Origin of the sequence: Streptomyces sp. NPDC001634, from assembly GCF_040298185.1 — a bacterium.
Lineage (GTDB): Bacteria > Actinomycetota > Actinomycetes > Streptomycetales > Streptomycetaceae > Streptomyces.
This window is the reverse complement of record NZ_JBEOZU010000095.1, coordinates 1-22,208: the sequence shown is the minus strand read 5'-3', so window position 1 is coordinate 22,208 and position 22,208 is coordinate 1. Positions and strand designations below refer to the sequence as shown.

Below are 22,208 nucleotides of genomic sequence, written 5' to 3'. Positions count from 1 at the left end.
TGTGGATTCATGACTGCTCCAGATAGCGGTGGACGAGCATCACGGCCATGGCGCCCTCGCCCACGGCGGAGGCGACCCGTTTGGCGGACTCGGAGCGCGCGTCGCCCGCCACGAACACGCCGGGGACGTTGGTCTCCAGGTGGTACGGAGGCCGCTCCAGCTCCCAGCCCGGCGGCGGCTGTCCGTCGGTGGTCATGTCGGGGCCGGTCATGATGAACCCGTGCTCGTCCCGCAGCACGGTTCCCTCCAGCCAGTTGGTGAGCGGGGCCGCCCCGATGAACACGAACAGCCACTGCGCATCGACGAGTTCGGTGTGTCCGGTCACCACGTCCCGCAGCGTCAGCTGCTCCAGATGGCCGGTGCCGTGCGCCGCCTCCACCACGGTGCAGGTGCGCACGGAGATGTTCGGCGCCTCGGCGATCTGCTGGATCAGATAGTGCGACATCGACGCCGACAGCGCATCACCCCGAATCAGCAGGGTGACCGACTTGGCGCCCCGGGAGAGGTACATCGCCGCCTGGCCCGCCGAGTTGGCGCCACCGACGATGTACACGTCGTGCCCCGAACAGGCCGGCGCCTCCGTGAGCGCCGAGCCGTAGAAGACCCCGCACCCCTTCAGCTCCTCGAGCCCCGGAGCCGTCAGCTGACGGTACGACACGCCGGTCGCCAGGATCACGCTGTGCGCGCCGATCGCCGACCCGTCCGAAAACCGCACGACGCGTGCCGATCCGCTGACCTCGAGACCGGACACCTCCCGCGCGGTGAGGATCTCGGCGCCGAACTTCTTCGCCTGCCGGCGCGCCCGGTCGGTCAGCTGCGCACCCGACACGCCGTCCGGGAAGCCGAGATAGTTCTCGATCCGGGAACTCTGCCCGGCCTGTCCGCCGGTCGCCGACCGCTCCACGAGCAGGGTCCGCAGCCCCTCAGACGCCCCGTACACGGCGGCTCCGAGCCCGGCGGGCCCGCCGCCGATCACGACGAGGTCGTAGAACTCCGAGGTCGGCGTCGTCGCCAGCCCCACGTGGGCCGCAAGGTCCGGATCCTCGGGCTCGACCAGCGGCGTGCCGTCCGCGGTCACGACGAGCGGCAGCCGCTCCCCGTCCTGCCCGGCGGCCGTCAGCAGCCGCTGTCCCTCCGGCGTGTCGACCGAGTACCAGCGGTAGGGCACCTGGTTGCGGGCGAGGAACTCCCGTACCCCCGACGACCGCGCCGACCAGCGGTGCCCGACCACCTTGGTGACGGCGACCGGCCGGTAGTCGGACGTCCGCCACGCCTGAAGCAGATCGTCCAGGACCGGGTAGAGCTTCTCCTCGGGCGGATCCCACGGCTTGAGGAGGTAGTGGTCGAGGTCGATGACGTTGATCGCGTCGATGGCCGCGTTGGTGTCCGCGTACGCCGTCAGCAGCACTCGCCGCGCGCCCGGGAAGACGTCCAGGGCCTGTTCGAGGAACTCGATGCCGTTCATCTGCGGCATCCGGTAGTCGGCCATGATGACGGCCACCACGTCGCCCCGCAGTTTCAGCTCCCGCAGCGCTTCCAGCGCACTCTCGCCGGACTCGGCCCGCACGATGCGGTACGACTCGCCGTACCTGCGGCGCAGATCGCGCGCCACGGCACGCGACACTCCGGGGTCGTCGTCCACGGTCAGGATGACGGTCCGTACCGCTGCGCCCGCAGCTTGTGCCATGAAATCTCCCACCCCGAGCTCATCGGCGTCCCGCCCATCGTATGTTCGATCGTCCGGTTTCGCTCGGGAACCTGCCTTGCACCCGGCCCGGTAGCGTGGGACCGCCGGATCTTGAAACAGGGAGGCAGCACGTATGACGCGCCCGATCACCGTGGGAGTGGACGGATCACCGGAGAGCGTCGCCGCGGCGGCCTGGGCCGCCCGGGAGGCGGTGCGCCGGGGCCTGCCGCTGAGGATCGTGCACGCCTGGCAGTGTCAGTCGTACGACATCGCCCCGGCCGCCGACCAGGAGGCCCAGGCCGGGTGGGCGCGCGAGGCGGCGGAGGGTGCCCGGCGGACGATCGGCGAGAGGCATCCGGAGCTGACCGTGACCGCCGAGGCCCTGGAGGGCGAACCGGTCGGGACGCTCGTCGCCGAGGCGGCCGCGGCCGAGCTGCTGGTGCTGGGGTCACGCGGGCACGGCGCGGTTGTGGGCTTCCTGCTCGGCTCCGTCGGCCGGCGGGTGATCGCCGAGGCCGGCCGGCCCGTGGTGCTGGTCCGCTCCGACGACAGGGCCGCGGGAGAGGCGGCGGGCCGGGACATCCTGGTCGGCCAGCACGGAGAGCCGGACGACAGCGCGCCCGCACTCGGGTTCGCGTTCGAGACGGCGGCGGCCCGGGGAGCGGCCGTACGCGTCGTACGGGCCTGGAGCCTGCCGCCCGTGTTCGCCTACAGCCCCGCCTCGCTGAAGCTGCTGGACGAGGCCGGCGGGCTGGAGCCGTACGAGAGGAGGGCGCTCGAGGAGGCATTGCGGCCCTGGCGGGAACGCTTTCCCGACGTCCCGGTGAGCGAGCACCTGGAGATGGGCAGCGCGGGCCAGGTGCTGCTCTCCGCGGCCCAGCACGCCCAGCTCGTGGTGGTGGGGCGCCGCGCCGCCCGGGCGGTGGGGCCGCGCATCGGCTCGGTGACGCACGCCCTGGTGCATCACGCGCCCTGCCCGGTGGCGGTCGTACCACCTGCCTGACCGGTCCGCGGGGGAGGACCACTACCTCGCGGACCTCCCGTCGGGTGCGGGCACCTCCCCGGGCTCCTGTTCCGCTCCGGGAACGGGCAGGAAGGTGCTGATGAACAGCTTGTACAGGGCGGCACCGAAGACTCCGCCGATCAGCGGGCCGGCGATCGGCACCCACCAGTAGAGATTGCCGTACTGATCACGCCAGGCCGTGCTGTACCCGGTGAGATAGCTGGCGAGGCGGGGGCCGAGGTCGCGGGCCGGGTTGATCGCGTAGCCCGCGTCCGCGCCCCACGCCATACCGATCGCCACGACCAGGAAACCGATGATCAGCGGGGCCATGTTGGCGCCCGGCGGGGTGTTCAGGAGATCGGTGACCGCGAAGATGACCAGGACCAGGATCCCGGTGCCGATGATCTGGTCCCGGAGGGCGCCGAGCTCGCTGATCGGCAGGACGCCGTTGCCGGGCAGGGTCGAGAAGACGATCTGGGTCTTGAACGTGTGCCCCGGGTCGGCCTTCGCGAGGACCTCGGTGTAGTTCCAGCGCACCAGCAGCGCGGCCACGAACGCCCCCGCGGTCTGCGCGAGAGCGTACGGCACGACCTTCTTCCAGTCGAACCCCTTGAAGCAGGCCAGCGCCAGGGTGACCGCCGGATTGAGGTGGGCGCCGCTGATCCGGGCGGCGACGTACACGCCGAGGGTGACGCCGAAGCCCCATGCCCAGGCGATGCTGTCGTGGTCCCCGAGCCCGGCGGCCACGACCTGGGCGACCACGCCGCAGCCGAACAGAATGAGGATCATGGTGCCCAGGAATTCGGCCGACAGCTCACTGACGAGGACTCTTTCGGGCCTCCGCTCGGCCATGGTGCACCGCCTTTTCACCGAGTGAGACGATGGGCGCTTTGCTCGGGAACATGCCGGTTTCACACTGAACGTCCGTGCGTTCAGCGTCAATCCGAGACGGGCCAGTCGGCTGACCGACACGGTCCGCGTCCTGCCGGGGACGGACCGGGTGGGCGTCTTGGCCGCAACGCGGGCGGGCCCGCGGCGCCGGTCACGCCGGCAGTACGGGTCTGTCCTCCTCCCGGGGATCGGTCGGCGTCTCACGGACCTTGGGCAGGATGTTCGCGACGTAGTCCGCTATGGCCGTGTCCAGACCGATGTCGTGCTGGGCTCGCTCGGACAAGTACCAGCGGTGTTCGAGCAGTTCGTGGTACAGCTCGGCGGGATCCATCGAGCCGCGCAGCTCGCGTGGCACGGCCCGCACGGTGGGCCGGAAGACGTCCCGCACCCAGCGGTGGGCGAGAACCTCGGGCCGGGCGGCCAGGGGGTCGCCGGGCGCGTAGTCGTCCTGGGACGCCATCCAGCTCTCCAGGTCGTTGAGCAGCCGCCGGGCCTGGTTCTCCTCGGTGTCTAGCCCGGTCAGCCTGAGCAACTGCCGCTGATGATGCCCGGCGTCGACGACCTTCGGCACGAAGGTGACCGTGTCACCGTTCGCCGAGTGCGCGATCTGCATCTCCGCCACGTCGAACCCGAGGTCGTTGAGACGGCGGATACGGCGGTCGATGTAGTGGTACTTGCCCGCCGGGTACACGGACGTGCGGGTCAGCTCGTCCCACAGCCTGGTGTACCGCTCGCAGATCTCCGTGCCGAACGCGATGGGATCCACGGACGGATGCAGCGCCCCCGACGCCTCCAGGTCGAGCAGCTCGCCGCTGATGTTGACGCGGGCGAGATCGAGGTCGTACTCGCGCTGCCCGGTGCTCAGTTGGGGATACAGATCCCCGGTCTCGGCGTCCACGAGATACGCGGCGTACGCGCCCGCGTCCCGTCGGAACAACGTGTTGGACAGCGAGCAGTCGCCCCAGGCGAAGCCGGCGAGGTGCAGACGCACCAGGAGTACGGCGAGCGCGTCCATCAGCCGGTGCATGGTGGCGGGCCGCATGGTCGTCTCGAACATGGACCGGTACGGCATGGAGCCGCCCAGATGCCGGGTGATCAGGACCGGTTCCAGCGGCTCGCCGTCCGGGTCGGTACGGCCGGTGACCACGGCGAGCGGGTCCACCGCCGGTATGCCGAGCCGGTCGAGGTCACGCAGCAGCTCGAACTCCCGCACCGCGGGCCGCTCGGCGAGCTCCTTGACCGCCACGATCTCCGTGCCGGCCCGCGCGTAGCGCACCACGTGCCGGGAGATGCCGCGCGGCAGCGGCACGAGGAGGTGTTCCGGCCAGTCCTCCAGAGGCAGTTGCCAGGGCAGGTCGAGCAGGAGCGCGGGATGCTCCGGATTGGTCGCGCTGAACTGCAGAGCCATCGATGGACTGTCCTCGCTCGCGGTCGGCCGTCGTGCCAGGAAGCATCACCGCACCCGTACGGCGTTCGCGTCAACAGCGGCCCGGATCATGGACGGGGACTCGCGGGAGGACCGTGGTCCGGCATCCGCCGGGGACCCCGGGCGTGCTACCGGGATTCATTCGCAGTGCACCGGCGTTCACGCTGGTGGTGAAGCGAATCTGGATGTGGCGAGGCGGAGCGTCGCCGAATCGTTCCAGCGGAGCTGGATTCGGCTGATCCGTCCCGGGCTGTCAGTGACTGGTGTCAGCGTCCGGATCATGCAGCTTCGGTATGCCTTCCGCCTCGACCCGACACCGGGTCAGCGCATCGCGCTGGCCCGGGCGTTCGGGTGCGCGCGGGTGGTCTACAACGACGCGATCGCGGCGCGGGAGCGGGCGCGGGCGGCAGGGGAAGCGTTCCCCACCGCGGCAGTCCTGTCGAAGACGCTCGTCACCGAGGCGAAGAAGACCCGCGAGCGGCACTGGCTGGGCAAGGTGTCGGCGGTGGTGCTGCAGCAGTCACTGCGAGATGCGGACGACGCGTACCGGAACTTCTTCGCCTCACTGAAGGGAGCCCGCAAAGGGGCGCGGGTGGGCGCGCCGCGCTTCAAGTCCAGGAGGGATGCCCGGCAGGCGATCCGGTTCACCCGGAACGCGCGCTGGAAGATTAGCGAGGCCGGGCGGCTGCTGCTGCCGAAGATCGGCGAGGTGCGGGTGCGCTGGTCGCGGGCTCTTCCCTCGACCCCCTCCAGCGTCACCGTGATCCGGGACGCGGCGGGGCGGTTCTTCGCCTCCTTCGTCATTGAGTCCGACCCCGGGCAGGACCGAAGCCGTTGGGGCGAGCCGGATCCCGGCAGTGTCCTCGGCATCGATCTCGGGCTGAGTCACTTCGCGGTCCTGTCCGACGGCACGAAGATCGACTCCCGGCGGTTTTTGCGCCGGGCGGAGAAGAAACTCAAGAAGGCCCAGTGGGAGCTGTCCCGCAAGCAGAAGGGATCGAAGAACCGGGCCAAGGCCCGCCTGAAGGTCGCCCGCGCCCACGCCAAGGTCACCGACGCGCGCCGCGAGTTCCATCACCAGCTCTCCACGAAAGTGATCCGCGAGAACCAAGCGGTCGCGGTGGAGCACCTGGCGGTCTGCGGACTGGCGCGCACCTGGATGGCCAAGAGCGTGCACGACGCGGGCTGGTCCCAGTTCGTGGGCATGCTCGAGTACAAGGCGAAGCGGTACGGCCGGACCTTTGTCAAGGTCGGCCGGTTCGAGCCCACCAGCCAGGTGTGCTCCACCTGCGGGATCAAGGACGGGCCCAAACCCCTGCACGTGCGGGGACCTGCACGGCCTGCGGCACCCTCCACGACCGGGACCACAACGCCGCGAAGAACATCAAGGCCGCCGGACTGGCGGTGACAGCCTGCGGAGCGCCGGTAAGACCGGAAAATGTTCCGGCACCGCGCGAAGAAACAGGAAGCCACGGAAGCCCGCCCGATGCCCGTGCCGCGTAGCGGCACAGCACCGAGCGAGCAGGCCAGAATCTCCCTCCTTCAGGAGGGAGAGCAAGTCAAGTGTGTGCGGTACCGGTGGGCCAGTCGCGGCGTGTCGCCAGCAGGAGCGCGATGTCGTCCGGGCGGTCGGCGGTGTGGCGGGCCCGTTCCATGAGCCGGTCCGCGATCTCCTCCAGGGAGGGGCCGTTCCGGCGGTCCGAACCCTCGTCGGCCCGGGAGAGTGCGGTGCGCAGGGCCTCGACACCCTCGTCGATGTCCGCTCCCGGCCGCTCGACCAGCCCGTCGGTGTAGAGCGCCAGCACGGCACCGGGTTCCAGCCGCAGATGCGTGATCGGGTAGCCGGCCTCCGGATCCACCCCGAGCACCAGCCCGCCGGGCAGGTCGAGAATGTCCGTGCTGCCGTCCGGGTGGCGCAGCAGGGGCTGCGTATGTCCGGCCCGCGCGGCCCGCGCGTGCCCCGTGACCGGGTCCAGCCGGATGTAGCAGCAGCTCGCGAACTGGCCCGGATCGAGATCGATGAGCAGCCGGTTGGTGCCGCTCATCACCTGATGCGGAGCGTGGTCGCCGAGCGCGAACGCCCGGACGGCGCTGCGCAGTTGCCCCATGGTGGCGGCCGCCTGTACTCCGTGCCCCTGGACGTCGCCGATGACCAGGGCCAGCCCGTCGCCGGCCTCGACGACGTCGTACCAGTCGCCGCCCACGTCCATGCCCTGGGTGCCGGGCAGATAGCAGCCCGCGGTCTCCACCTGCGGGTGCGCCGACAGCCGGTGCGGCAGCAGGGCCTCCTGGAGGCCACGGGCGAGGGCGGCCTCGGTGTCGTAGCGCCGTGCCCTCTCCAGGGCCTGGGCGATCAGACCGGCGAGTGCGGTGAGCAGTGTGCGTTCCTCGGGCCCGAAGGAGCGCGGGCGTTCGAAGCCGAGGATGCAGGAGCCGACCGGGCGCCCGGAGGCGATCAGCGGCAGGAAGGCCCGGGAGCCCTCCTGGGTGTCCAGGGGGATGTCCGGATAGGCGGCCTCCAGCTGCTGCATCGACTCGAAGAACAGGGGGCGGCCGGTGGTGAGCGTCTCCACGCCCGGCAGTTTGGCGTCCAGCCCGACCCCTTCGAACTGTGAGAGGAACCTGGGAGGGAATCCCGTCTCCCAGGCCAGGTACAGATGCCGATCCTGCAGCAGATAGATGGCCAGCCTGTGCCCGCCGAACGCGGGCAGCAGCTCGCGCATCACCACCTCGGACACCTGGCGCGCGGTCACCGCCTCGGACAGCGCGATCGCAAGGACGACGGGGCGGTAGGCCGGAGCCGGAACGTTGTGTGTGCCGAGCGTCTCCGCGGTCGTCGCGGTCGTCTCCTCCGTCGTCGTCTCGCCGAGCGAGGGCGCTTCCGCGGTGTGCCCCAATGGCACCACCCGGCAGGTCAGGACGTCCGGGCCCGGGTAGACCGAAAGGGTGAGCCAGTCGCCGTCGTGGTGTCCGTGCGACCCCTCCGTGGGGCGTTCGACCTGGAAGTGCACCGGCTCGGGCGTCAGCAGCGCTCCTCGCAGATGGTCCTCGTACGCGGGCCGGCCCAGCCACGGTACGGCCTGCCACAGGTGCCGGCCGACCAGTTCCTCCCGGGGGCGGCCGAGCAGCCGGGCGGCCCGCGGGTTGGCGTACGTGATCAAGCCTTTCCGGTCGAACGCGAACACACCGTCCGGGAGGAGGTCGGTGGCCCCCTGCGCCGCCGGACCGGGCCCGGGATCCACGACGAGACCGCCGACCCGGTGCGCCTCCCGCGCCGGGCCCTCGTTCCACAGCTCCAGCAGCCGCTGTCCGCCGCCCTCGGCCTGCACCGGCAGCGGTCGCGTGGGCGGGCTGCCGGCGGCCGTGTCGCGCAGCGCCGACAGCACCAGCGGCGCGTCGTCGGGGGAGATCGCCCCGGCGAGTGCCTCCGGTGACCGGGCGATGTCGTCCTTGGCGCCCCCGGTGAGCTCCCAGAAGGTGTCGTCAGCGGTCAGCGTCGACTCGGCCGGGTCCCAGCTGAAGTGTCCGATACGGCCCCGCAGCAGCCCGACGGCCGGGGGCCGCACGGACAGCGGCTCGCCGTCCCAGACCACCGGAGCGCCCGCCTCCTCCAGGGCGCTCAGGGATTCGCCCAGGCGGTCCGCGATCGCCGTCACCCGGCTCCGGTCCGGCGGTGCCTCGCTGACGTCCGAGGCCGCGGGCCACAGCACCGTCAGGACGCCGTACGTCGTCCTGCCGCTCACCACGGGGACGTACACGGAGCCGAAGCGGAACGGCAGCCCTGCCGCGAGCTGCGGGTAGCGGCGCATCGTCTCCGTCGCGTCGGCGAGTACCACGGGTACGCGGAGCCGATATGCGTCGGCGACCGGGAACGGCAGCTCCGTGTGCAGCCGCCACCACGGCCGGAACAACGGCCCCGGCAGCCCGGCGAGCACGGCCAGACGCAGCACCCCCGGCGTGCTGGAGCGCAGGTACACGCCGCCCACGACGCCTCCGGAGGCGCGCATCGAGTCGGCCACGGCGCCGGTCAGCGCCGCGGTCGGCGTCCCGGGTGCGCTGTCTGCGCGCTCGGCGCTCCCATGCATCGGTCTGCCCTCGTCGGGGGCCGTCGGGTCGGTAACACAGCAAGAATGCGCCGCACCGCCCCACGTGCGCATCCGGACGGCGTGGTGCGGTTGGCGTGGCCACCGCACCGGCCGTCTGCGGCGTCGTACGTGATCAGGCCGGTGCCGCGGCCCAGGTCCCGCTACGCGGGAGCCGCTCTCCGTACGCAGGACACGAAAGCCGATGGCACGGCTGCGGGGAAGCGCCCGCTCACCGCACGCGCCGGAACACGTCGTCGGAGTCGTCCCAGGTCGGCAACTCCTCCGACCTGCGCTCACGCGGAACGCGGGACGCGGACTGGTACATGGCGTCGATCTCCACCGCGTACCGGCGTGCGATGGCGTCCCTGCGCAGCTTCATGGACGGCGTCAGCAGTCCGTTGGCGACGTCGAACGGCTCCGTCAGGACGCGGAAGACCCGGATGGACTCCGACCGCGACACCGTGGTGTTGGCGGCGGCGACGGCCCGCGCGACTTCCTGCCGCAGCGCGTTCTCCTCCCGTGCCTCCCGCCCGGGCGCGTCCCCCTGTGAGAACAGGGCGCCGCGCCAGTGCGCCACGAACTCGGGATCCAAAGTGATCAGGGCGCCCACACACGGCCGGTTGTCACCCACGACCACCGCCTGGTGAATGAGCGGGTGCACCCGCAGCCGCTCCTCCAGGGCCGCCGGGGCCACGCTCTTGCCGCCGCTCGTGACGATGATGTCCTTCTTGCGGCCCGTGATGGACAGATACCCCTCGGAGTCGAGCCGTCCGATGTCGCCCGTGGCCAGCCAGCCGTCGCGTACCGCCGTGCGCGTGCCCAGGTCGTCGTTGACGTACCCCTGGAAGACCGAGGGGCCGCGCACCAGGATCTCCCCGTCCGCGGCCACCTGAACGTCCACGCCCGGCAGGGGACGCCCCACCGTGCCGGACTTCTCCCGCCCGACCGGCTGCGCGGTGATGCCTCCGGCGGTCTCCGTGAGCCCGTACCCGTCATGGACGAATATCCCGATCCCCGCGTAGAACAGGCCGAGTTCACGGTTCAGTGGGGAGCCGCCGGACACGGCACCGCACACCCTGCCGCCCAGTGCGGCGCGCAGCTTGCGGTACACCGCCTTGTCGTACAGGGCGTGCTGCAGCTTCAGGTCGAAGCCGGGCCCCGGCCCGGTGCCCAGCCGCTGCCGCTCGACCGCCACGGCGTAGTCCCGCGCCGTGCGCACCGCCCGCTCGAACAGGGCGCCGCGGCCCGCCTGCTGGGCCGTGCGGAGGAAATTCTTGAAGAGCTTCTCGAAGACGAACGGGACCGCGTACAGGTAGGTGGGGCGGAAGGTCAGGAGCGCGGAGGCCAGGACATCCGCTCGGAATTCGGGTTCATGGCCCATGAGCAGGCCGCCGCGCAGACACAGCCCCTGGAGCATCAGCCCGTAGACATGCGAGAACGGCAGGAAGGCGAGGATGGCGGGCTGCTCCCCGGGCGGTGCAGCGGTCCGTCCCCAGCCGGCCAGCACGGTGTCGCAGGGGCTGGCCACATTGCGGTGGCTGAGCGCGCAGCCGCGGGGGTGCCCGGTCGTGCCGGAGGTGTAGGCGATGACCGCGGTGGAGTCGGGCAGCACGATCCGGCGCAGCGAGTCGACGGTGGTGGCCGGCACCGGACGGCCGCGCTCCACGAGTTGCTCCAGCGCACCGGCGTCCAACTGCCAGACGTGGCGCAGCAGGGGCAGCGAGGCGCACACCGACCCGACGGTCATGACCCCGTGCTCGTCCTCGACGACCACGGCGACGCAGCCCGCGTCGCGGAGGATCCACTCGACCTGCTCGTGCGAGGACGTCGGATAGATCGGCACCACCTCGGCCCCGATCGCCCAGAGCGCGCAGCTCAGCAGGGTCCACTCGTACCGGGTCCGCGCCATGACGGCGACGCGGTGGCCGGGACGGATGCCCGAGGCGATGAGTCCCCTGGCCAGATCGACCACTTCGTCCCGCAGTTCGCCCGCGGACACGGAGGTCCAGGTCCCGTCGGCCGGGTCGGTGCGGCGTGCGATCAGTGGATGGCCGGGGTCCCGGCTCGCCGTGTCGAAGACGCTGTCGGCGAGCCCGCCCGCCATGACGGGTCCTCCCGCCATGTCCGGGGCGGCCGGCCGGGCGTTCCCGAAGTCGCGCATGCGCCGTTCCCCGAGCCTTTCCTGCGACGTCGCCGATGGAAGCGGGATCGGCGGGGCTCGAATCTAGCCCAGGTCGGTGCCGGATGTGCCAGAAACCGACAACGAACCCACCGGGAGCGGGAGCACACTTCGGATGGCGTCCCCCCATGGACAGACGGACGATGGAGTGGTACGGGCCGGCCACTACGGAGGGAGCTGCCATGCTCGAGATAAGGGCAGCCGACAAGCCGGATGAGCGGCGCGATTTCCCCCGCGGCCACCTGGAAGCCGTGCACATGACCGGACTCGATTTCGCCATCGGAACCTTCGAGCCCGGCTGGCGCTGGACCGAGTCGGTCGCCTCGATCGCCGGCACGGACACCTGCCAGATCCACCACACCGGTTGCGTCGTCCGAGGACGCATGCACCTGCGCATGGACGACGGCACGGAGGGCGAGGCGGGACCCGGCGACCTCTTCGTGATCTCGCCCGGACACGACGCGTGGGTCGTCGGCGACGAACCGTGCGTGGTCTACGACTTCGCGGGACCGATGGCGCAGGACTACGCCAAGGCGGCCCAGGGGTAGCAGGAGGACGAACCGAGGGCCGGACAGGCCCTGCGGGGACGCGCCGGCCGCGCGGCGCGTCCCCGCGGTGTGAACGTCGTCGTCACCAGCGGCCGGGTTCCGTGCCGGTGACCGGTGCCGAGGGCTTCCCGTCCGGACCCACGGGAACGTCACCGGCGAGCATCACGCGGTGCATGATCCGAGGATGCTCGCCGCTGACGAGATCGCCGGGGGCGAGATGGATGGTGGCCCGGTTGTCCCAGAAGGCGACACTGCCCGCCTCCCAGCGGAACCGGACGGTGTACTCGGGGCGGGTCGCCTGCTCCAGGAGCATCTGCAGGACGTGGGCGCTCTCGGCTCGCGAGAGACCGAGGATCTGCTCGACGTAGTAGCCGTTGACGAGAAGCACCCGTTCGCCCGTCTCGGGATGCACCCGTACGAGCGGGTGCTCGGTCGCCACCTGATGGTCCAGGAGATGCCGCAGATAGGCGTCGTCACCGGGACGCCCCTGGTAGCCGACGCCCAGCCGGTGCTCGGCGCGCAGACCGTCGACGAAATTCCGTACGGGCTCGGAGAGACCGGCGTAGGCGGCCGCCAGATTGGACCACTGGGTGTCTCCGCCGTACGGCGGCACGGTCTCGGCGCGCAGGATGGTGGCGGCGGGCGGATCGACGCGGGCGCCGTGGTCGCAGTGCCAGCCCCGCAGCAGTGAATGGCGTCTGCGGCGCAGCCATTCGTCGTGGTCCATGCCGTAGCGCCCGCCCAGCTCCAGCCGGTCGGCCGTCGTCTCGATCTCGGGGAAATCCCGCGGTGAGGCGCTGCCGCGCCTGCCCAGGACGACCGGCTCCCCGAACCGCCGCGCGAGCGCGATGTGCGCGGCGTGGTCCAGGTGCTGGTCCCGGAAGAACACCACCTTCCAGCGCAGCACGGCCGACCGGATCGTGGCCACCACCGCCTCGTCCAGGTCGCCGGCCAGGTCGACCCCGGTGATCTCGGCGCCGATGTGGCCCGCCACGGGCCTCACCTCGACCGCCGTACCGCTGTCCGTCGTCATGGGGGCTCCGTCCGTTGTGCGTGCGGGCCTTACGGGGCAAGCATCGCTGCTCCGTTTCCGGCGCGGAAGATCGCATCGGGCGCAGGACAGACGTCCGTAGGGCACTCCCCGCCTCGGCGGCTTTGCCGTCCCATTGCCTCTTCATGGGCAATTGACTGCATACCTGTAGTCATGATGGTTCGGCACAAGTAAGGCATGCCTTCGCTAACCTGCACGACCGTGGCGGGGGGCGTGCCGGGGAGGGTCGCATGTGGGATGACGCGTTTCCGAGCTTTCTCATCGGACTGAGGGAGGGGCTCGAAGGCGGACTCATCGTCTCCATTCTCGTCGCGACCCTGGTACGGGCCGGTGCCAAGTCCCGGCTCCCGCAGGTGTGGACGGGCGTCCTGGCCGCGATCGCGCTCGCGATGAGCTTCGGCGCGGTCCTGACCTTCACCGCCGCGTCCTTGTCCGCCACCGCCCAGGAGGCGTTCGGCGGAACCCTCAGCGTGATCGCCGTCGCGTTCGTGACCGCGATGGTGTTCTGGATGCGCCGCTCCGCCCGGGGCCTCTCCGGCGAGATCAAGGAGAAGGTCACCGAGGCCCTCGCTATGGGCGCGGGCATGCTGATCGTCACCTCGTTCCTCGCGGTGGGCCGCGAGGGCCTGGAGACCGCGCTGTTCCTGTGGACCACGGCCCGCGCGGCCGGCGAGTCGGCAGGTCCGATGATCGGTGCCGGCATCGGCCTCGTCCTCGCGGCCGGTCTGTGCTGGGGCCTCTACCGCCGCGTCCTGAAGATCAACCTGACCAAGTTCTTCACCGCGACCGGCGCCGTCCTCATCGTGATCGCCGCCGGAGTGCTCGGCTACGGCCTGCGCGATCTCCAGGAGGGCGGGGTCCTGCCGGGCAGGACGGCCTACGCCGTCGACCTCAGCGGCAGCATCGATGCCGGCTCCTGGTACAGCACCCTCGTCCAGGGCGTGTTCAATCTGTCGCCGACGATGACGTGGCTGCAGGTCGTCGGCTATGCCGTCTACCTGGCCGTGGTGATGACGTTGTTCGTGCGCGGTGTACGGGGCTTCCGTACCCCGGCCGCCGAGACCGCGTCGGCCGCGCAGGGCTCGGACGCCGTGAAGCACGCGAGTGCCAGGCACGACTCGGACGCCGTGAAGCACGCGAGTGCCGCGAAGGACTCGGACGCCGAGGAGCACGCGAGTGCCGCGAAGGACTCGGACGCCGAGGAGCCCAAAACCGCCGCCCTCGCGCGCCGACGCCCCGTCTGGGTGATTCCCGTCGCCGTCGTCGCCGTGCCGTCCGTCCTCGCCGGACTGATCGTCGCCCTGAGCGGGTCCAAGCCCGCCGGTGCCCAGACCGTGGCCGTCTCCCAGTCCGAGTGCGGCAAGGGGTTCACCGCGCCCAAGCCCGGCCGGCAGACCTTCCAGATGCACAACACCGGGAACAAGACCTCCGAGGTGTACCTCGTCGACCCCGCCACCAACGCGGTGTACGGCGAGATCGAGGGCCTGGCCCCCGGCACCACCCGCGACCTCGTCGCCACCGTGGCCGGCGGCACCTACGCCTGGCGCTGTGTGCCGACGGGTGGCAAGGCCGTCACCTCCCAGTCGGTCCGCGTCAGCGGCGGCAGCGGAGCCAAGGCGGTCGTACCGGTCTCCGAGAGCGACCTCGCCGCGCCCCTGTCGGCGTACAAGGCATACGTCAGCCAGGGCCTCGCGACCCTCGTCGCCCAGACCCGCAAGCTCAGCGACGACATCGCCGGCAACCACCTCGACGCGGCCCGCACGGACTGGCTGACCGCCCACCGCACCTACTCCTCGCTCGGCGCCGCCTATGGCACCTTCGAGGACTTCGACAAGAAGATCAACGGCCGGTCCGACGGCCTCCCCGACGGCGTCACCGACAAGGACTTCACCGGTTTCCACCGCATCGAGTACGGGCTGTGGCACGGACAGTCCGCCGACCAGCTCAAGGCCCCGGCCCAGCAGCTGGCCCAGGACGTGGCGGGCCTGCAGAAGGCCTTCCCCGGCCAGGACTTCGACCCGGGCGACCTGCCCCTGCGCGCCCACGAGATCCTGGAGAACACCCTCCAGTTCGAGTTGACGGGCGACACCGACCAGGGCAGCGGCACCAACCTGGCCACCGCGGACGCCAACCTGGCCGGTACGCGCGAGCTCCTCACCGTCCTCAAGCCGCTGCTCACCACCCGCGCCCCGCAGTTGCTCACCACGGTCGACGCGGACATCGACCGGCTGCAGAAGCTGCTCGACGCGGCCCACCACGACGGCTCCTGGACCCCCGTGGACAAGCTCGACGAGACCACCCGGGCCCGGGTGAACGGGGTCACCGGACAGCTCCTCGAGGACCTCGCCCCGATTCCGGACCTGCTCGAGATCCGGAAGTCCTCCTGATGACCGCACAGCGCGCCGAGAACGTACGCACCGAAGGGAACCACCGCATGCCGTCCGCCGAACCGTCCGCCCCCCAGGGCGGCTGCCCCGCCGGTCACGGCCGCCGCTCCTTCGTGAAGACGGCCCTCGGCGCCGGGGCCGCAGGCGCGGCCCTGGCCGGCGGAGGCTTCGCCCTGAGCCAGACGGGCACCACCGAGGCCCACGCCGCGGACACCGGCAACGCCGCCGGGGTCTCCTTCCACGGCACCCACCAGGCGGGCATCACCACCCCCGCCCCGGCCGCGGCCACCTTCGTCTCCTTCAACGTCATCGCCGAGAGCCGCAAGGAACTCGCCGACCTGTTCAGGACCATCACGGCGCGGGCCCGCTTCCTCACCTCCGGCGGCACCCCCGAGGACCTGGGCGTCGGCGCCCCGCCCTCCGACAACGGCATCCTCGGCCCCGAGGTCCCCGCCGACGGGCTCACCGTCACCGTCGGCGTCGGCGCCTCCCTCTTCGACGACCGCTACGGCCTCGCCAAGGCCAAGCCGCGCCGCCTCACCGCGATGCGCACGTTCCCCAACGACAACCTTCAGGCGGCCGAGTGCCACGGCGACCTGTCGCTGCAGATCTGCGCCAACCGTCAGGACACGGTGCTGCACGCGCTGCGCGACATCGCCCGGCACACTCGCGGCGCCATGCAGATCAAGTGGCGCATCGACGGCTTCCAGAACGCGCCCCGCCCCACCGGCGCCCAGCGCAACCTGCTCGGCTTCAAGGACGGCATCGCCAACCCCGATGTGACCTCGTCCCGCGAGATGAGCCGGCTCGTCTGGGTGGACGGGGGACAGGGCGAGCCCGCGTGGGCGACCGGCGGCAGCTACCAGGTCATCCGGATCATCCGGATGCTCGTCGAGTTCTGGGACCGGGTCTCGCTGACCGAGCAGGAGAAGATGTTCGGCCGCCGCAAGGACACCGGCGCCCCGCTGGACGGCGCCCAGGAGGCCGACACCCCCAACTACGCCAAGGACCCCCAGGGCACGGCGATCCCGCTCGACGCCCACATCCGCCTCGCCAATCCCCGGACCGCCAAGACGGACAACTCCCGCATCCTGCGCCGGGGCTACAACTACGACCGGGGTGTCGACAACGTCGGCAACCTCGACATGGGGCTTGTCTTCTGCTGCTACCAGCAGGACGTCCAGCGTCAGTTCGAGGCCACACAGACCCGTCTGATCGACGAGCCCCTCGTCGACTACATCTCCCCGACCGGAGGCGGCTACTTCTTCGCCCTGCCCGGAGTGAAGGACTCCTCGGACTGGCTGGGGCGCGGGCTGCTGTCCGCCTGAACCCAGCGCTCGTTGTATCTGTGGCGGCCCAGCCCGACGGTCGAGAACTCGTCCTGGGACGGGGCCGCCACGACGCCCAGTCGGCGCAGGGCCTGGGAGATGGGACTACCGGCAGCGGCGAACGGCTCCCCCTCCGGCCTTGCGGAGCGGACCCAGCACGATGGCCCCGTCACCCAGACGGCAGCGTGTTGCTCGCCGACACCACCGAAGTACTCGGCTTCCACGTAGGCCACGGGTCCGGCCGCCGACCAGTCGGCAAGGAGTCTGCCGATTCCTCCCGGCAGCAGCCCCAACGCCAGCCCGTCCTCGGGGCTGTCGTCCGCTACGGAATCCAAGAGGCCGGCCATCAGCGGCATCAGCGACAGACCCTGTCCGAGAGGAGCCGACCGTGCGGCCGGCAGGTCCCGTGAGACTTGACGGAGCAACTCGTCTCCAGCGATCACTGCCCGCAGTCCGTAGGGCATCCCCACGCCCCTCCATCGATGGAAGGACCCATCCTGCCGCAGGCGTTCAGCCGGCGGGCCGCCAGCCGAGCTCAGGTCCCAGCCGGGTGGCGATGTCCGTGAGGATCTGCACGTAGTCCTCGTGCTCGAACGTGAACGGCAACGCGAACGCGACCTCGTCGACCTCCTGGAACGCGGCGTGCCCGTAAAGCTGTTCGGCGATCTGCCCGGACGGCCCGACGAGGTCCGGCGCGAACATCATCCTCGCCGGACCCTGCGGCGCCGCCGTGCGCGGCAACCGCTTCGCGGCGTACGCCTCGTACTTGGCGCGCTGCTCGGGCGAGGCGCTGTCGGTGGGGATGACGACGAGTCCCTGCGAGACGCGGGCGCGGTCGCCGTCGGGGTGATGAGCGCGGAACGTACGGATGTGGGAGAGCTGGACCTCGGCGAAGTCCTCCGACTCCTCCGCCTTGACCACACTGCTGGTCAGCAGGTTCATCCCGTGTTCGCCAGCCCACTGCGCCGAGCGCAGGCTCCCGCCGCCGTACCAGAGACGCTTGCCCAGGCCGGGGGAATGCGGCTGCACCCGCTCCGAGAACACCTCGAAGCCCTCCACGCCGCTGAAGTCGGTGGCCGGCTTGCCACGGACGAAGTCCAGCAACCGCTGCACACGCGCGTAGCTGAAGTCCTCGACATCGGCGGTGTCCGGGTAGAGCGCCTCCTTGACCTGCTCGTAGTGCATCGGCGGACCGACACTGATCCCCGGATTGAGCCGGCCCCCGGACAGGAGGTCGACGGTCGCGAGGTCCTCGGCAAGGCGCAGCGGATTCTCCCAGCCGAGAGGGATGACCGCCGTGCCGAGTTCGATCCGGTTCGTGCGCTGGGAGGCGGCCGCGAGCACGGCGACGGGCGAGGAGATCCCGAACTGCAGATGACGGTGGCGCACCCACGCGCTGTCGAACCCGAGCCGCTCGCCCAGTTCGATGATCTCCAGCGTCGACTCGTGCCCGCGGCTGGGATCGGCCTCGTCGAACAGGCCGATGGTCAGAAAGCCCAGTCTCTGCAGCGGATTCGAGGTCGGCGGCACAGGGGCTCCTTCAAGATCCGTGGCATGTCTGCCGTACGCCGGTACTGCGTTCGATTCTCGCAGGTGATCGTTGCGCCGGCGTGACGGAATCGTGTGCCGTGCGGACCGCCGGGCAGGGACGTGAAGCGGGGTGGCCCGGGGAAGGCTCCGGGGGCGCGCCGCGCATGATCCAGCCCGACTGTGAAGGACGTATGCACGTGATGTTCCGAAGAGCACTGACGGGGGCCGCCGCCACGGCCCTGACCCTGGCCACCCTGACCGGCACGGCCCGTGCCACCCCGCCGGGCCCGGGCGTGACCGCCGTCGTCCTGGCCCAGAGGACCGTCGGCGATACCGACTACACGCTGCGAGAGATAACCATCCCGGCCGGTCAGAGCACCGGCTGGCACTACCACGACGGCCCTCTGTACGGATACGTCAAGCAGGGCACCCTCAGCCACTTCGACTCGGCCTGCGCCAGTGACGGCGTGTACCCGGCCGGCAGCACCATCAGCGAACCCAGCGGCCCCGACCACGTCCACATCGGCCGCAACCTCGGCACCATCCCGCTCGTCCTGGACGTGCTGTACGTCCTGCCGCACGGCAAGCCCTTCTCCGAGGACGCGCCGAATCCGGGCTGCGACTTCCAGTAGCCGAGGCGTACGTCCCCCGCGGGGGCGGAAGATGGGGGCCTCCCGTCCCGGGCACGAGAGGTGACGGGGCGGGATGGCCGGACGGACGCAGGGGGGACCGTGGAGGACACACAGACCACCGACGGCATACGCGGCGGCGACCGGGCCGACGCGGCGTACGACTTCGCACGGTTACGGGATCGCGAGTTCGGCTACCTCGACGCCGGCGGACACACCTATCTCGACCATACGGGCGCCGGACTGCCCCCACGATCCCTCGTCACCAGGAGCGCAAAGCGGATCACCGGCGCCCTGTTCGGCAACCCGCACTCCGAGAGCCCGGCCTCCCGCGCCTCCGGCCTGCTGCTGGCCGAGGCACGGCAGGCGGTGCTCCGCCACTTCCACGCGGATCCCGCCGAGTACGCGGTGATCTTCACACCCAACGCGACCGGCGCGCTGCGTCTGGTGGGGGAGGCGTACCCGTTCACGCGACGCAGCAGACTGGTGATGTCGCTGGACAACCACAACTCCGTGAACGGACTGCGTGAGTACGCCCGTGCCCGGGGAGCGTCCATCGCGTACGTCCCGGTGAGCGGCCCCGCCCTCAGACTCGACGAGCAGCGGCTCCAGGCCGTGCTGACCGCCCGCGGACGCGGACTGCTGTCCGGGCGGGGCCGCTCCCGCGGGCTGCTGGCCTATCCGGCACAGAGCAACTTCACCGGCGTCCAGCATTCCCTGGAGTGGATCGCGCGGGCCCAGGAGCACGGCTACGACGTGCTGCTCGACGCCGCCGCCTTCGTGCCCACCAACACCCTGGACCTGAGCAGGTTCCACCCGGACTTCACCGTGGTGAGCTGGTACAAGGTCTTCGGGTATCCCACCGGTGTGGGCAGCCTGATCGCCCGCAAGGAGGCGCTCGCCCGGCTGCGCCGTCCCTGGTTCTCGGGCGGCACCATCTATGCCGTGAGCGCGCAGGCCCAGTGGCACGTTCTGGCGTCGGACGAGGCGGCGTTCGAGGACGGCACCGTCAACTTCCTCTCCATACCGGACGTCAGCGCCGGACTCGCGTGGATCGACCGCATCGGAGTGGACCGTGTGCACGCCCACGTCGCCGCGCTGGCGGACCGACTGCTGACCGGACTGGACCGGTTGCACCACAGCGACGGTTCACCCCTGGTCCGGGTCTACGGCCCCGGCGCCGGGGAACCGGACCGCGGTGGCACCGTCACCCTGAATGTGCTCGGCGCGGACGGCCGGATCGTCGACGAGAGGATCATCACCCGCGACAGCGCCGCATGCGGGATCTCCCTGCGCACCGGCTGCTTCTGCAACCCCGGCGCCGGTGAGGCCGCCTTCGCGCTGCCGCTGTCCCGGCTGCGCGCCGCGGCCCGCGGCCGGCCGGGCTCCCTGGAGCACTACCTGGAGCTGCTGCACCTGCCGTCGGCGGGCGCCGTCCGTGTCTCCCTGGGCCTGTCGTCACAGCCGAGGGACATCGACGCGTTCCTGCGGTTCGTCACGGAGACCTACCGGGACAGGGTGCCGGGCACAGCAGGCCTGGCGGCCCGCGAGGGCTGCTGAGAGGCCGTCCGGTCCGCTCAGTTCGGCCGTACGAGCCGGGTTTCATAGGCGAACACCACCGCCTGGACGCGGTCCCGCAGCTCCAGCTTGACCAGGATGCGGCTCAGATGCGTCTTGACCGTCGCCTCCGCCAGGTGCAGGGTCTCCGCGATCTCGGCATTGGACAGTCCGCGGCCCACCTGGGTCAGCACCTCCCGCTCCCGTGTGGTGATCCGGGCCAGGCGCTGGTCCTCCCGGGCCCCGGTGGCCTGGGAGGGGAGCTGGTGGGCGAAGTTCTCCAGCAGCAGCCGGGTGATCCGCGGCGCCACCACCGCGTCCCCCGCCGCGACACAGCGGATCGCTGCCAGCAGCTCTTCGGGCAGCGCGTTCTTCAGCAGGAAACCCGACGCCCCCGCCCGCAGCCCCGCGAAGGCGTACTCGTCCAGGTCGAAGGTGGTCAGGATGAGCACCTTCGACGCGGGGCACTGCGCCACGATGCGTTCCGTCGCCTCGATGCCGTCCGTGCCGGGCATACGGACATCCATCAGGACGACATCGGGCCGCAGTTCTCGGGTCAGACGCACGGCCTGGGCACCGTCGCCCGCCTCACCCACCGCCTCCATGTCGGACTGCGCCTCCAGCACCATCGAGAACGCCATACGCAGCAACGGCTCGTCGTCGACGAGAAGAACCCTGATCGTCATGGATCACGCTTCGCTTCCGGACAGGGCCAGCACGGCACGGACATGCCAGCCGCCACCGGGCCGCGGCCCGGCCTCGAACTCTCCCCCGTACGCCGCGGCCCGCTCCCGCATCCCGTGCAGCCCCTGTCCGCCGACTGCGGTGGGGGCTGCGACCACGGGACCGTCGTCGGTGACGTTCACGGTGATGCGCCGGGGCCCACAGCGCACCCGGACATCGGCCCGGGTGCCCGGTGGTGTGTGCTTGAGCGTGTTGGTCAGCGCCTCCTGCACCAGGCGGTACACGGTCAGTTGCGCCGGGACCGGCACACCTCCGGGATCGCCGGCGACATCCAGCCGAGTGGGCAGTCCCGCCGCCCGCACCTGGTCGGCCAGCGGTTCCAGCTGGGCGATGCCGGGCATCGGATGACGCAGGGCGTCCGGCTCGTCGGCCCGCAGCACGCCCAGGAAGCGCCGCATGTCGGTGATCGCCTGGCGTCCCGTCGTCGAGACCTGTTGCATCGCCGCCGTCGCGCGCTCCGGCGAGTGCCCCTGTGCGAAGACGGCACCGTCGGCGAGCGCCACCATCACCGACAGGTTGTGCGTGACGATGTCGTGCATCTCACGGGCGATCCGGGAGCGTTCACCGGCCACCGCGAGCTGCGCCTGCTGGTCGCGCTCCCGCTCCAGCCGTACGGCCCGCTCCTCCAGGAACGCCAGATGGGCCCGCCTGCTGCGCATGTTCATCCCGATCACCGCCGCGGCCACCACCATCGCGGACAGAGCGACGAAGGACTCCACGGCCCGGTCGCCCGGTGCCCACCGCGCGGACGCGAGCAGTGCTCCGCCCTCCAGCACGCCGATGGCGAGCCAGGTGCGCTGCCGCGGGGCGTACGCGGCCACCGTGTACAGCGCGATGAGCAGCGAGATGTCTGCCGGGAGACGCAGATCGGCGCACCACTGCACGAACGCCACGGCGGACATCGCCAGGAACACCGGGAGCGGGGCCCGGCGCCGCAACACCAGAAGCAGCGCCATGACACCGGTGAACGCGAGGACGGGCCCCATGAAGTGGCGCAGGGGACGGTGCGCCAGGCCCGTCTGCGCCAGGAACACAGCCGCCGCGAACAGCGCGTCAACGGCCCCCGGCGACAGACGCGCGCGCAGACGCAGCCGGGCGCGGGCCGCGCGGGGGCGCCCCCCAACCCAGCGGCGGCCCCAGGCGGCGGGGGGGGGGGTCGGGGA

Annotated in this window: 16 protein-coding genes and 1 pseudogene; 7 read left to right on the top strand and 10 right to left on the bottom strand. The window is 71.1% G+C overall.

What is annotated here, in order from left to right:
• Positions 1 to 7: 7 nt before the first annotated feature.
• Positions 8 to 1,687 carry an NAD(P)/FAD-dependent oxidoreductase gene (locus tag ABT186_RS39795; protein WP_351929244.1) on the bottom strand — a complete coding sequence of 560 codons (1,680 nt, stop codon included), beginning with the start codon at positions 1,685 to 1,687 and terminating at the stop codon, positions 8 to 10.
• 133 nt (positions 1,688 to 1,820) lie between these two features.
• Here ABT186_RS39795 and ABT186_RS39790 point away from each other — a divergent pair, with 133 nt between their 5' ends.
• Entirely contained in the window at positions 1,821 to 2,690 is an 870-nt protein-coding gene (locus ABT186_RS39790; protein ID WP_351231685.1) for a universal stress protein, read from the top strand.
• 21 nt (positions 2,691 to 2,711) lie between these two features.
• On the opposite strand, the gene ABT186_RS39785 is transcribed toward ABT186_RS39790, so the two are convergent.
• Together ABT186_RS39785 and ABT186_RS39780 are read right to left on the bottom strand one after the other, a co-directional pair.
• The gene (locus ABT186_RS39785) at positions 2,712 to 3,542 is read right to left on the bottom strand and encodes an MIP/aquaporin family protein (protein WP_351231686.1); all 831 of its coding nucleotides are present in this window, start codon (positions 3,540 to 3,542) and stop codon (positions 2,712 to 2,714) included.
• Between the two features lie 190 nt (positions 3,543 to 3,732).
• Entirely contained in the window at positions 3,733 to 4,989 is a 1,257-nt protein-coding gene (locus ABT186_RS39780; RefSeq protein WP_351231688.1) for a DUF4032 domain-containing protein, read from the bottom strand.
• 298 nt (positions 4,990 to 5,287) lie between these two features.
• Between ABT186_RS39780 and ABT186_RS39775 the strand changes: the two are divergent.
• Positions 5,288 to 6,510 (top strand): annotated as a pseudogene (locus tag ABT186_RS39775) (RNA-guided endonuclease InsQ/TnpB family protein).
• A 56-nt stretch (positions 6,511 to 6,566) separates the two neighbouring features.
• Here ABT186_RS39775 and ABT186_RS39770 read toward each other — a convergent pair.
• Together ABT186_RS39770 and ABT186_RS39765 are read right to left on the bottom strand one after the other, a co-directional pair.
• Positions 6,567 to 9,092 carry a SpoIIE family protein phosphatase gene (locus tag ABT186_RS39770; protein ID WP_351231690.1) on the bottom strand — a complete coding sequence of 842 codons (2,526 nt, stop codon included), beginning with the start codon at positions 9,090 to 9,092 and terminating at the stop codon, positions 6,567 to 6,569.
• Between the two features lie 229 nt (positions 9,093 to 9,321).
• Positions 9,322 to 11,253, bottom strand: coding sequence for an AMP-dependent synthetase/ligase (locus ABT186_RS39765; RefSeq protein ID WP_351231692.1), 1,932 nt, complete (start codon positions 11,251 to 11,253; stop codon positions 9,322 to 9,324).
• 200 nt (positions 11,254 to 11,453) lie between these two features.
• On the opposite strand from ABT186_RS39765, the gene ABT186_RS39760 reads away from it, so the two are divergent.
• A complete protein-coding gene (locus ABT186_RS39760) occupies positions 11,454 to 11,819 on the top strand; it encodes a cupin domain-containing protein (RefSeq protein ID WP_351231694.1) in 366 nt (121 codons plus the stop codon).
• A gap of 82 nt (positions 11,820 to 11,901) precedes the next feature.
• Here ABT186_RS39760 and ABT186_RS39755 read toward each other — a convergent pair whose 3' ends face one another.
• A complete protein-coding gene (locus ABT186_RS39755; protein WP_351231696.1) occupies positions 11,902 to 12,852 on the bottom strand; it encodes a TauD/TfdA dioxygenase family protein in 951 nt (316 codons plus the stop codon).
• Between the two features lie 248 nt (positions 12,853 to 13,100).
• Between ABT186_RS39755 and efeU the strand changes: the two genes are divergently transcribed.
• Positions 13,101 to 15,257 carry an iron uptake transporter permease EfeU gene (efeU, locus tag ABT186_RS39750; RefSeq protein WP_351929242.1) on the top strand — a complete coding sequence of 719 codons (2,157 nt, stop codon included), beginning with the start codon at positions 13,101 to 13,103 and terminating at the stop codon, positions 15,255 to 15,257.
• 47 nt (positions 15,258 to 15,304) lie between these two features.
• A complete protein-coding gene (gene efeB / locus ABT186_RS39745; RefSeq protein ID WP_351929258.1) occupies positions 15,305 to 16,585 on the top strand; it encodes an iron uptake transporter deferrochelatase/peroxidase subunit in 1,281 nt (426 codons plus the stop codon).
• Here efeB and ABT186_RS39740 read toward each other — a convergent pair.
• Positions 16,516 to 16,932 (bottom strand): hypothetical protein, encoded by a 417-nt coding sequence (locus ABT186_RS39740; RefSeq protein ID WP_351929240.1) that lies wholly within the window; start codon positions 16,930 to 16,932, stop codon positions 16,516 to 16,518. The two genes, efeB and ABT186_RS39740, sit on opposite strands and share 70 nt — an antisense overlap.
• A gap of 163 nt (positions 16,933 to 17,095) precedes the next feature.
• Positions 17,096 to 18,115 (bottom strand): LLM class flavin-dependent oxidoreductase, encoded by a 1,020-nt coding sequence (locus tag ABT186_RS39735; RefSeq protein WP_351929238.1) that lies wholly within the window; start codon positions 18,113 to 18,115, stop codon positions 17,096 to 17,098.
• 191 nt (positions 18,116 to 18,306) lie between these two features.
• Here ABT186_RS39735 and ABT186_RS39730 point away from each other — a divergent pair, with 191 nt between their 5' ends.
• Positions 18,307 to 18,747 (top strand): cupin domain-containing protein, encoded by a 441-nt coding sequence (locus ABT186_RS39730; protein WP_351929236.1) that lies wholly within the window; start codon positions 18,307 to 18,309, stop codon positions 18,745 to 18,747.
• A gap of 99 nt (positions 18,748 to 18,846) precedes the next feature.
• Positions 18,847 to 20,304: an aminotransferase class V-fold PLP-dependent enzyme gene (locus ABT186_RS39725; RefSeq protein ID WP_351929234.1), complete on the top strand. Its 1,458-nt coding sequence runs from the start codon at positions 18,847 to 18,849 to the stop codon at positions 20,302 to 20,304.
• A gap of 17 nt (positions 20,305 to 20,321) precedes the next feature.
• Here the strand turns inward: ABT186_RS39725 and ABT186_RS39720 are convergent, their stop codons facing one another.
• Both ABT186_RS39720 and ABT186_RS39715 read right to left on the bottom strand, forming a co-directional pair.
• Positions 20,322 to 20,987 (bottom strand): response regulator, encoded by a 666-nt coding sequence (locus ABT186_RS39720; protein WP_351237295.1) that lies wholly within the window; start codon positions 20,985 to 20,987, stop codon positions 20,322 to 20,324.
• Between the two features lie 3 nt (positions 20,988 to 20,990).
• Positions 20,991 to 22,208 (bottom strand): sensor histidine kinase (locus tag ABT186_RS39715; protein ID WP_502973480.1); only part of this gene is annotated, 1,218 nt, incomplete at its 5' end.